This window comes from Acinetobacter sp. YH01007, assembly GCF_013420425.1.
GTDB classification, from domain to species: Bacteria; Pseudomonadota; Gammaproteobacteria; order Pseudomonadales; family Moraxellaceae; genus Acinetobacter; species Acinetobacter towneri.
The window spans coordinates 96,671-108,490 of the sequence record NZ_VOYC01000013.1; the positions used below are offsets into that span (position 1 = coordinate 96,671).

The following is an 11,820-nucleotide window of genomic DNA, read 5'->3' on the forward strand; positions in this document are numbered from 1 at the left end:
CAAAGGCGATCTTCAAGATCGCCTTTATTATTTGAGTTTAGATCAGGTTGTGCTTCGACATACCTAATCTAAGTTTCCTTAATCAAACAAACGATCAAAGAAAGACTTCTTCTTTGGTGATGACTGACTGCCCTCACCTTCCATCGTCGTCTGTAATTCTTTTAACAATTCACGCTGACGTGCCGTTAAATTCACAGGTGTTTCCACCACAATACGGCAGAGCAAATCGCCCTGCATACTGGTACGCACAGGTTTTACCCCTTTACCACGCAAACGGAATAATTTACCCGTCTGTGTTCCCTCAGGCACTTTCAGGCTCACGCGGCCATCTAGAGTCGGAATTTCAATTTCCTTACCTAAAGCAGCATCGGCAATGCTGACAGGTACATCCATATACAGATCAGCACCATCACGCTGGAAGATTTCATGCTCGCGCACCACCACTTCTACATATAGGTCGCCCGATTGACCATCACGAATGGCTTCACCTTTACCTGTTAAGCGTACGCGGTCGCCATTGTCCACGCCAGCAGGAATGGTCACCTCAAGGGTTTGCTGACGATCTGACACCCCCGAACCATGACATTTTTTGCATGGGTTCTTGATAATTTTGCCCTGACCACGACAAGTGCTACAGGTTTGCTGTACCGAGAAGAAACCTTGCTGCATGCGTACTTGACCCGCACCATGACAGGTTGGACAGGTTTCAACATCATTTGGATTTTCCGAGCCTTTACCATCACAAGCTTCACATGGCGCAGGTGCTGTAAAGGTGATGGTTTTCTTAACGCCTTTGACTGCTTCTTCAAGCGTCAATTCCATCACATAGCGTAAGTCTGAACCACGGCGTTGACGTTGCTGGCCACGCCCCCCCCCACCAAAGGCTCCACCGAAAATATCCCCAAACTGGCTGAAAATATCTTCCGCACTGAAACCACCGAAGCCGCCAGCACCACCGCCCATACCACCTTCAAAGGCTTGATGGCCCATACGGTCGTACATGCTGCGTTTTTCGCTGTCTGACAGAACTTCATACGCTTCTGAAGCTTCTTTAAACTTCTCTTCAGCTTCAGGATTGTCCGGGTTACGGTCTGGATGATATTTCATCGCCAACTTACGGTAGGCTTTTTTAATTTCATCATCACTAGCGGTTTTAGAGACGCCCAAAACCTCATAATAATCACGTTTAGCCATGTCTGGCGATGCTCCTCACGGAATTCTATTTAAAACTTAACTGAAGTCTGAAATTGGGGTCAAACTGAGTTTTACAAGGGAAAGCTGCTAAAAATTTTAGCTGAAGTACTTTAGATGAAGTTCAAACCATTAGAACACGGCTTTATTTTTCAAAAATTTGGATAGCCCTTTAATCCAAGCATTGATTAAAAACAAGAAGGCAATCACGGCAAAGACCACACCTGCTACGGTGCAGGCTTTGACCCATAAAAAGGCATCCCAAGGAAAGAAGGCCAATGGAATAAACCACAATGCAGCAAACAATGCCAACACACTGTAAATCACCACATTACGCATGATCCATAAAGCCTGTGCCTGTAACCAGACTTCAGTGCTATCGACCACAATCACTTTTCGTGCATACCAATACGCCAATGCACCACTCACCACAGTAAATAAAGCAAAAAACATAAACACGTAAGAGATCGCAACCGAACGGCGAAACTTTAACAAGTTATCTTGCTTCATAATGTGATTTAACCCCATCTGTGCCATGCTTTATTTTTTAATCTGGCGCATGCTGTGACGTATGCAAAGGCTGAAAAATATAAGGTGCTACTATATTGAAATTTTCCAAGTTTCGCACCCGTTATTATGTCACTTTTACAGATTATGTGGATTTTTTTTCACTTTAAACCACTGTGCATATAATGCAGGTAAAAAGAACAGGGTTAATAGGGTCGCGACAATTAATCCGCCCATAATCGCCACAGCCATCGGGCCAAAGAAAATACTGCGAGAAAGTGGAATCATGGCCAATACTGCCGCCAAAGCGGTCAGTACAATTGGACGACAACGGCGCACCGTAGCGTTAATAATCGCGTCCCACTGCGATTCCCCAGCCCGAATATCCTGCTCAATCTGATCAATTAAAATCAAAGAATTGCGCATGATCATGCCCGATAAGGCAATGGTGCCGAGCATCGCCACAAAACCAAAGGGTTTGTTAAACAGCAACAGAAACAATACCACGCCAATAATGCCGAGCGGTGCAGTCAAAAATACGATGAATGCACGAGACATGCTACGCAGCTGAATCATTAACAAGGTCATCACCACTGCAAGGAAAAATGGCATGCCTGCATTGACTGACTTTTGCCCACGTGCCGATTCTTCAACCGTGCCACCCACTTCAATTAAATAGCCACTTGGCAACTTTTCACGCAGGGCCGCCATCGGTTCAGACAGTTCTGCCACCACCGTTGCAGGTTGCAAATTGCTACGAATATCACCACGTACGGTAATGGTCGGCAAGCGGTTACGATGCCAAATTAAGCCTTCTTCAAAACGGTATTCAATTTGTGCAATTTGCGCCAACGGCACCGATGTTCCACGTGAAGTCGGTATAGCCAAACTGCTTAAAGATGCGACATCTAGGCGCTCGGTTTGATCACCACGTAAACGGATTTCAATCAGTTCACGTTTTTCACGATACTGGTTAATAGCCGCGCCACTGATAGAGCTATTAAGGAAGTTAGCTAAATCCAGACTCGACACCCCCATTTGACGGGCACGGTCTTGATCAATCTGCAATTGAATGACTTTGCTCGGCTCACCCCAATCTAAATGCACATTGGTACTGTTTGGATTGGCACTGATGGTGGCTGCGACTTGCTGTGCCCATTGTCGCACTTGTGCCAAGTCTTCTCCTGACACGCGGAATTGCAATGGATAACCCACTGGTGGGCCATTTTCCAATAATGACACGCGAGTACGCACCTCTGGCAATAACAAGCGAATTTGTTCAGATAAATTACGGCGAATTTCATTGCGGTCTTCTAAAGACGATGCCAATACCACAAATTGGGCAAAACTGGCCTGCGGCAATTGCTGATCTAAAGGCAAATAGAAACGCGGTGAACCTGTGCCAACATAAGCAACATAATTGTCGATACCTTGTTGTTGCGCCAAAAACTTTTCAACTTTTTTAACGGCTGCTTCTGTGGCTGTTAAGGATGCACCTTCTTCAAGCTTTAAATCGACCAAAATTTCTGCCCGATTGGAAGGCGGAAAGAATTGCTGCGGTACCAATTTAAACATGGCAATGGATAGGACAAAAATGGCCACGGTCACTGCAATGACGGTTTTACGATAGCGCACACAGGTATTGACCCAACCTCGAAACACTTGATAAAAGCGAGTTTGATAAGGGTCGTGTAATTCACCTGTTGGCTGTACCTGCGGCTCAGCTTGTTTGCGTACATGCGCCCAAAGACGTTGATACCACGGCGCTCGCTGTGCATGACGCTGAAAATCTGGCAATAATTTATCGCCCAGATAGGGTACAAACAGCACGGCAGCAAACCAGGACACCACCAAAGCTATGGTCACCACTTGGAAAATTGAACGGGTATATTCCCCTGTACTTGAGGCTGCTGTGGCAATGGGTAAAAAACCTGCCGCGGTAATCAATGTCCCTGTCAGCATAGGGAAAGCAGTGGTACGCCACGCATGACCTGCCGCTTGCAAGCGGCTATAGCCTTGCTCCATCTTAATTGCCATCATTTCAATGGCGATAATGGCATCATCCACCAACAATCCGAGGGCTAGAATAAGCGCACCGAGTGAAATCTTATGCAGCCCGACATCAAACAAATGCATACCTGCAAAAGTCATCGCCAAGACCAGTGGAATGGAAAATGCCACCACCAAACCTGTGCGAAAACCCAGTGAAAAGAAGCTGACCAAGAGCACGATAATCACCGCCTCAGCCAATACTTTCATAAATTCATTGACGCTGTGTTTTACCGCAACAGGTTGATCAGAAACCTTTTGCAGTTGCATGCCCAAAGGCAAAGTTTTTTGCAAACGGGCAAATTCTGTTTCCAGATTTTCACCCAAAGCCAGAATATCACCGCCTTTACGCATCGACACCGCAATGCCAATGCCATTTTCGCCCATAAAGCGCATACGCGGTTGAGCAGGTTCGCTAAACCCACGATAGACCTCGGCAACATCGCCCAGTTGAATGGTGGTGCCATTCACCAACAGCGGCATTTGTTTCAACTCATCGACACTGTGCAACGCACCGCTGACACGCACCTGAATACGGTCTGAATGGGTTTCAAAAAAACCTGCGCTTGCCATGCTGTTTTGTTGTTGTAAGGCTTGCTGAATCGCGGTAACAGGAATACCAAGTTGTGCGGCTTTGGTGTTAGATAACTCAATCCAAATTTTTTGATCTTGCAAACCGACCAAATTAACTTTGGCCACATCTTTGACTCGCTGTAATTGTAGCTGCAAACGGTCGGCATATTCTTTGAGGGTGGCGTAGTCATAGTCTGCGCCTGTCAGCACATAAATATTGCCAAAAGTGTCGCCAAATTCATCATTAAAAAATGGGCCTTGTACCCCTTGCGGCAATTCATGACGAATATCATTGACCTTTTTACGCACCTTGTACCAAACATCTGGAATTTGGCTAGAACGCATGGAATCTTTGGCAATAAAAGTCACCATGGACTCGCCCGGACGCGAATAAGCCATGATGCGTTCATAGTCGCCCGTGCTCATCAATTCTTTTTCGATGCGGTCGGTGACTTGTAACGAGACCTCTTTGGCGCTCGCTCCCGGCCAATAGGTTTGAATCACCATCACTTTAAAAGTAAACGGTGGATCTTCACTTTGTGCCAGTTTGGAATAGGAAAAAATCCCGACAATGCCCAACAGCAGCATCAAGTAGACCACTAGACCTTTATTTTTCAGCGCCCATTCGGATAAGTTAAAATTCATATTTTAACGCTCCGTCTGTGTGGCCGCAGAAGCTGCCTGAGCTGTTGGATTGACTGCCTGTACAGCTTGATTGTCACGGTTAATCGGGCGAATTTTTTGTCGATCACGCAGTAAATGCACCCCACCCATCACCACATAATCTTGCGGCTGTAAGCCACTCAGTACAGGCACGCTGTCACGTCCATAAGCGCCCAATGTAACAGGAATTTGGCGCACGGTTGAGTCTGGCTGTAAGACCAAAACAAAAGCTTGTTGCCCTGTTGCCGACACGCTAGATAAAGGCACATATAAACCCTGATTGGCTTGGCGAGTCAGAAATACCCGCGCACTTTGCCCCAATTGAATCTGTGCATTGCCTTCACGTAAAGCCACTTTGACTTTAAAAGTACGCGACTGATCTGCCGCAGGGGAAATTTCTCGAACCGTACCTGCAAAACGGGTATCGGGTTGTGACCATAAACTTACCGTTGCCTCTTGCCCGACTCGAATTTCACCCACCGCTTGTTCAGGCACGCCAATCACGACTTCACGCTCCCCATCAATCGCCAATTGATAAGCGACCTGCCCTGCCGCTAAAACCTGCCCAACTTCAATATTGCGTTCAGTAATCACACCATTTTTTGTGGCACGTAACTGGTTATAGTCGGTTTGATTACTGCTGACTGCATAATTGGACTGTGCCTGTTTCAACTGTGCCATAGCATGTTGATATTGGTTTTTGACTGCATCATATTGCGAGCGACTGACGGCATTCATGGGTAATAATTGCTGAAAACGCTGTAACTCATCGCTAGCAATTTTTGCAGCAGATTGCGCACTTTCCAGTTGCGCACGCGCGGCATTGAGCTGCAATGCGGCATCTTGCACATCCAGTTTTGCTAAGACTTGCCCAACTTTGACCTGATCTCCCACATCGGCAAAACGCTGTGTAACTTGCCCTGCAACCCGAAATGCCAAAGCCGTTTGCTGACGTGCTTGCACCTCGCCTGCATAGCTTTTTTGCTCAAGATGTAAACTGCTGGGCTGGGTCACCATCACCAAAGGGACTTCCTGTTCAACCTCGGTTTTTTGCTTACTGCATCCAATTAGGGTGATACAGCACAGCAGCATCAGGCTGGCAATGAGATTCTGAGTCGTGTTCATCAGGTTTGCTCTTATTTAAACGTTTTTTTTAGGGCAGAATACGGTAGGGTTTGCTGACACTTCGTCTATGTTTGCGACAGCGCATATTTTTAGCTGATATAAGGCATGAGGCAGGAAACTTAGTCATTCTAAGTAACTGACTCATAACGTAATAGCAGTAAAAAATATGCTTGTTCCAAAGGACTGTGGCTAAAACTTTCTCAGATTGCGTTATGAAACTTGGTAATAGTCTCGCTATTCCCTGCGTTTCATGCCTGATCTGCTCAGTTTTAGCCTACAGCGCAAGCCATTTATGAAGTGCGTGCAAACCCCTATATTAAATTGATTATTTTTTAATTAGTATACCACTGGGTACATTAATTAAAACTGAAGCGTCATTTTCCAGTTGTACTGATGCAAATTAGGATGAGCGTGTGCAGATTCATGTCGGACGACCAAAAGATTTAGAAAAACGCCAACGCATTTTAATGTCGGCAAAACACTTGTTTTTAAAGTTGGGCTTTCATGGTTCTAGTATGAATCAGATTGCACGTGAAGCAGGCGTGACCAAATTAACGGTGTATAACCACTTTCAAGACAAAGCCACGTTATTTTCCTGTGCCATTGAAGAAACCTGTGAAAGTCTGCTCAAAGCACAACCTTTGGACTTGACTGCACATCGCAATTTTAAGCAGGCCTTATACCAAGCCTGTGAACTGTCCTTGAACTTGGTCAATATGCCTGAAGCGATTAAATTAGAGCACTTGCTGATGGAACTGGCCTCGGAGCAAAATCCGTTGGCATTGCAGTTTTACAATGCCTCACATGCCAAACTTCGCGCGATGTGGGAAAGCTTCTTTCGTCAAGCAGTAGAATTGCAGTTTATTCAGGCCGATGAACCAAAAACGCAAACTGAATTGATCGTTTCCTTACTGCATGGTTTACGTCACCATGAAGTTTTACTCGGTGTACGTGCCGTGCCCGATGCTGCACAATCTCAAAAGATTATTGAAGATGCGATTGGTATTTTTATGCTGCGTTATGGCTGAACAAGCTAATTTCGCAACCTCCTCTTGCTTGATTTACAAATTCAAATCACGCAGTTTTAAGAAAATAAATAAACTCAACACTAATCACCATTCGATACGCAGGAATGTCATCTACAACCTGCATGGTATTCGTTTTATTACTGTTTCTGCGAAACAATGAATAAGAGATAAACTGTAAGCAGGTTTTGTGGATGACAATGGTTTTGCCTACTTTTCCCGAAAGAAAAGTAGGTCGAACCGAAGGTTAACCCAGCTATTTTTGTAACTTAGCAAAATGCCGCTCCCCTCATCACTACATAATTGGCAGCAACTATGCGTAAAAATACTCTCAATACGCATGAGAATGCACTTGGGACTCTAGCACATTGATTATCCCAGAACCCATTACAAAAAAGGTTTATCTAAATTGGGGTTTCTTTTACCAAATAGCATTCCTCTCCACCCTGTATTTCTCTCCTAAATACTGCTGTTTGGCACTATAACTTCAGATGCGCAAAATCCATGCAACTTTTGTAGATAGCCCGCTTGGATTGTATCTAAATCGGGGTATAGTCTTAACAGAGTAGAAAAACACAGAACATGGAGAACAACGAATGATTCAACAAATTGATGCTCCTCTACGCGATGACGTACGCTTACTTGGCAACTTATTGGGTGAAACCCTCAAGTTACACGCAGGACAAGATTTGTTTAATCAGGTCGAACAAATTCGTGCTTTGTCTAAAGGCGCGCGCGATGGACAAGCCGAAGCTGAAAAACAACTCGAACAACTGTTTTTAAGTCTGGAAGATGACGAAATCTTACCGCTCACCCGTGCCTTTACCCACTTTTTGAATTTTGCCAACATCGCTGAGCAATATCATGTGGTGCGGAGCCGTCGCCAAAGCGAATTTGATGAAAATGGCGTTTCTCCAAACCCGCTAGATCACTTATTTATCAAGTTTAAAGACAACCAAATTTCTGCAGAAACACTCTTTCAACAAGTCTGCGAGCTAAAAATTGAGTTGGTTTTAACTGCGCATCCGACTGAAGTCAGCCGTCGTACCCTCATTCAAAAATATGACGATATTAATGACTGCTTGTTTAAAATGGATCAGCAAAAACTGACACCACGTGAACGTCAGGCAGTTTTGGCAGATTTAAAACAGCTGATCAGCTCGGCTTGGCAAACCGATGAAATTCGCCAACATCGCCCAACCCCTGTCGATGAAGCCAAATGGGGCTTTACCACCATCGAACAAACCCTGTGGAATGCGGTGCCTAAATTCATGCGTGAATTAGACAGCATTGTGCAGGAACATTGTGGACAAAGCCTACCGCTGAGCGTTGCACCTGTACGTTTCGCCTCTTGGATGGGCGGTGACCGCGATGGTAACCCGAATGTCACTCATAAAGTTACTCAAGAAGTGCTGTGGCTGTCACGCTGGAAAGCAGCAGAACTGTATTTACGTGATATTGAAAACCTGCGTTGGGAACTCTCCATTCAGCAATGCAGCCCAGAATTGGCAGATGCTTTGGGACATTTCCATGCCGAGCCGTACCGTGAATATTTACGCGACACCCGAGAACGCCTAAAAGCCACCCGCGACTGGTTAGCAGCGAAACTGCAAGGCAAAGAGGCTGATGACAGTTTGGTCATCAAAAGCAAAGACGAACTGTTACAGCCTTTATTGCTGTGTTATCGCTCGCTGACGGCTTGCCAATTATCAGACATTGCGAACGGCAAATTGTTGGATTTAATTCATCGTGTGAATTGTTTCGGCATTGAATTACTAAAACTGGATATTCGCCAAGAATCGGGACGTCATCGTCAAGCCATTTCTGCCATTACCGAATATTTAGGTTTGGGCAATTTTGAAACTTGGACTGAACAAGCGCGTCAGAACTTCTTGCTTCAAGAGCTACAAAGTAAACGTCCGTTATTGCCAAAATTCATGCAAGAACCTGCACAAAGCCTGATTCAACATCCCGATGTGCAAGAAGTGTTTGCCACCATGCGCACTTTGGCTGCACAGCCGCAGGAAAGTTTGGGCGCTTATATTATTTCCATGGCGGAATATCCAAGTGATGTATTGGCAGTGTTATTGCTGCAAAAAGAAGCGGGCATTCAGCATCCTTTGCGTGTGGTGCCGCTGTTTGAAACCCTGAAAGACTTGGATGGGGCTGCCCAAACCATGAATACCCTATTTAATATGCATTGGTACAAACAGCATATTCAGGGCAAACATGAGGTGATGATTGGCTACTCAGACTCCGCCAAAGATGCAGGGTTCATGTCTGCCAACTGGGCGCAGTACCGCGCGCAGGAAGAACTGACTGCGGTAGCGCAGCAACATGCTGTGCAGCTGACTTTATTCCATGGTCGCGGTGGTTCCATCAGCCGTGGCGGTGCACCAACACAACAAGCATTGTTCTCACAACCACCGGGTTCTATTTCAGGTGCAATCCGCGTGACCGAACAAGGCGAAATGATTCGTTTTAAATTTGGACTTGAAGGGGTTGCATTGCAAAATCTGGAAGTCTATACCGCTGCCACCTTAGAAGCGACGATAATGCCACCACCTGTGCCGAAGGCAGAATGGCGCGAGCTCATGCATAACATGACCGAACTTTCGGTGCAGGTCTATCGCCAAACCGTGCGTGAAAATCCACATTTTGTGAAATATTTACGCACCGTTACGCCAGAGCTGGAATTGCAGATGTTGCCACTCGGTTCACGTCCTGCGAAGCGTAAAGTGAGCGGTGGAATTGAATCCTTACGTGCCATTCCATGGGTATTTGCATGGACACAAATCCGTTTAATGCTGCCTGCTTGGTTAGGGACAGGCGCAGCAATTAACCAAACGCTCGATCAGGGACAAAAAGCCACTTTGGATGAAATGCTCAGCGATTGGCCGTATTTCCAGACTTTAATTGATATGCTAGAAATGGTGCTATCTAAAGCCGACAGTAATATTGCCCTGTACTACGAATCTAACCTGACCGATGACGAAGACTTAAAACAACTCGGTGAGCAACTCCGTCAACGTCTGCGTGATGCTGTGACGACTTTACTGACCCTTAAAGGTGAATCGCAATTGCTCAGCAGCAATGATGTGCTAGATCAATCGATGCGGGTGCGTAAACCTTATTTATTGCCACTGCATTTGCTACAGGCAGAATTGATGAAACGTCGTCGTTTGTATTTGGCAGAACAGCATGCCGAACATACCCCTGTCGATCATGCCCTCATGGTGAGTATTGCAGGGATTGCAGCAGGCTTACGCAATACAGGTTAAGACCTAACGAATAGCACAACAAGCAGAGTCATGCTCTGCTTGTGGCTCATTCACTCACTTAAACATGATTTGGGACGGATGACTACATATTAGGCTAAGTAGAAAAAATCATAAAAAAACATGATAACTGGCATTTTTTATGATTTCTGTCTCAACTTATTTGAATTATGCTTAGATTAGACAATAAATAAGAGTTTGGACTTGCCTATGCCAGAAAGCTCTACAATGACGACTTTATTAAAGCTAAAAATTTTTTATTTTTTCAAGGGTATAAAAATCTCCTCAGTTTAAATAACATCCAAAAATCACGTGTCGTCAGTGGCTTGGTTTTTTTCTTTCATTTACTCTTTTTAGTGGTACTTTGGCTCAGTCAAAGCCAACCCCTGTTTACCCCATACATGCTGCCATGGGTATTGGGTTGTTTAATATTGTATTTGCTGATTGCCTTGGTCTTTATATGTCATCAGCTATCGTATTCCTGAAAATCAGACCACACTCTATTATTTTCCAATTCTGTGTTTAGGCTTTTATAGCAGCTCACTCATGAGTATTGGCTATTTTCTGGGTCAAATGACGGTACTCACAGGCGTATTTACCATTGGCTCCATTTTTACAGGCTTATTGTTGTTTAAACGCAGCATTATCTTTTGGGGCACCATTCCCTGCTTGGTGGTATTTTACGGTGGTTCTTTGCTGACCTTGCGCAATATTATCCCCTATGCGCCCGTTTTTCAGCCCTATACGTTTACCAGTGCGGAATTCCAAAATTTCATGCTCATCAATAACTTGATTGGCAGCACCATCATTGGTGTTCTGTTGGCCATTTTATTTAATACTTTTTTGGGACGCTGGATGATTCGTGAAGAACATCAGCAACAACTAATTCTGCTTGATCCACTCACCCAAACTCTCAACCGACGCGGTTTAAGCATAAAATTCAACCAACTGGTGAATCAAAAACAATTGGCGGGGCAAAACAAAGAACACATCTGCCTTGCCCTGCTCGATTTAGACTGGTTTAAGCAAGTAAATGATCGCTATGGACACGATGGAGGGGATCAGGTACTCAAGCAAATTCCAAAAATTTTGCAAAAAAATCTACGCAGTGAAGATATTATCGGACGTTTTGGTGGCGAAGAATTTATGATTATTTTCTCCAATACCTCACCGCAAATTGCCCAAAATGTACTGGAACGCTGCAGAATTGCCATTGAACAACATCGTATTGCCTATGCAGAACATGAGATTCAAATTACCGCAAGTTTTGGTTTAAGTGCCTTATATGTTTATCATGCAGATCAACATGAATTAATTCAGCGTACTGATGCTGCGCTGTATAAAGCCAAGCAAAGTGGACGTAATAATGTGCAGCAAGATATTGAATCATGAATATTAATTTTGTATAA

7 protein-coding genes are annotated in these 11,820 nt (G+C 44.8%); 3 read left to right on the top strand and 4 right to left on the bottom strand.

What is annotated here, in order from left to right; translation table 11 throughout:
- Positions 1–78: 78 nt before the first annotated feature.
- The 4 genes from dnaJ to FTT74_RS08120 all read right to left on the bottom strand — a co-directional run bounded on the left by dnaJ (position 79) and on the right by FTT74_RS08120 (position 6,108).
- Positions 79–1,194: a molecular chaperone DnaJ gene (gene dnaJ, locus FTT74_RS08105; RefSeq protein ID WP_004970338.1), complete on the bottom strand. Its 1,116-nt coding sequence runs from the start codon at positions 1,192–1,194 to the stop codon at positions 79–81.
- Positions 1,195–1,323: 129 nt separating this feature from the next.
- On the bottom strand, positions 1,324–1,701 hold the full coding sequence (locus FTT74_RS08110) for a hypothetical protein (protein WP_167845637.1): 378 nt from the start codon (positions 1,699–1,701) through the stop codon (positions 1,324–1,326).
- 135 nt (positions 1,702–1,836) lie between these two features.
- A complete protein-coding gene (locus tag FTT74_RS08115) occupies positions 1,837–4,965 on the bottom strand; it encodes an efflux RND transporter permease subunit (protein ID WP_179988875.1) in 3,129 nt (1,042 codons plus the stop codon).
- 3 nt (positions 4,966–4,968) lie between these two features.
- Positions 4,969–6,108, bottom strand: a complete 1,140-nt coding sequence (locus FTT74_RS08120; RefSeq protein ID WP_168525909.1) for an efflux RND transporter periplasmic adaptor subunit — start codon at positions 6,106–6,108, stop codon at positions 4,969–4,971.
- Between the two features lie 413 nt (positions 6,109–6,521).
- Here FTT74_RS08120 and FTT74_RS08125 point away from each other — a divergent pair, with 413 nt between their 5' ends.
- The 3 genes from FTT74_RS08125 to FTT74_RS08135 all read left to right on the top strand — a co-directional run bounded on the left by FTT74_RS08125 (position 6,522) and on the right by FTT74_RS08135 (position 11,803).
- Complete coding sequence (locus FTT74_RS08125) at positions 6,522–7,136, top strand: TetR/AcrR family transcriptional regulator (protein WP_179988876.1); 615 nt, start codon at positions 6,522–6,524, stop codon at positions 7,134–7,136.
- Positions 7,137–7,729: 593 nt separating this feature from the next.
- Positions 7,730–10,414, top strand: a complete 2,685-nt coding sequence (ppc, locus tag FTT74_RS08130) for a phosphoenolpyruvate carboxylase (protein ID WP_167845634.1) — start codon at positions 7,730–7,732, stop codon at positions 10,412–10,414.
- Between the two features lie 441 nt (positions 10,415–10,855).
- Positions 10,856–11,803, top strand: a complete 948-nt coding sequence (locus FTT74_RS08135) for a GGDEF domain-containing protein (protein WP_167845633.1) — start codon at positions 10,856–10,858, stop codon at positions 11,801–11,803.
- Positions 11,804–11,820: the final 17 nt, after the last annotated feature.

What these genes read in the sequence shown, in the direction of transcription:
- FTT74_RS08120 (WP_168525909.1), bottom strand. Translation starts at nt 6,108, where the DNA reads ATGAACACGACTCAGAATCTCATTGCCAGCCTGATGCTGCTGTGCTGT.
- ppc (WP_167845634.1), top strand. Translation starts at nt 7,730, where the DNA reads ATGATTCAACAAATTGATGCTCCTCTACGCGATGACGTACGCTTACTT.
- dnaJ (WP_004970338.1), bottom strand. Translation starts at nt 1,194, where the DNA reads ATGGCTAAACGTGATTATTATGAGGTTTTGGGCGTCTCTAAAACCGCT.
- FTT74_RS08115 (WP_179988875.1), bottom strand. Translation starts at nt 4,965, where the DNA reads ATGAATTTTAACTTATCCGAATGGGCGCTGAAAAATAAAGGTCTAGTG.
- FTT74_RS08110 (WP_167845637.1), bottom strand. Translation starts at nt 1,701, where the DNA reads ATGAAGCAAGATAACTTGTTAAAGTTTCGCCGTTCGGTTGCGATCTCT.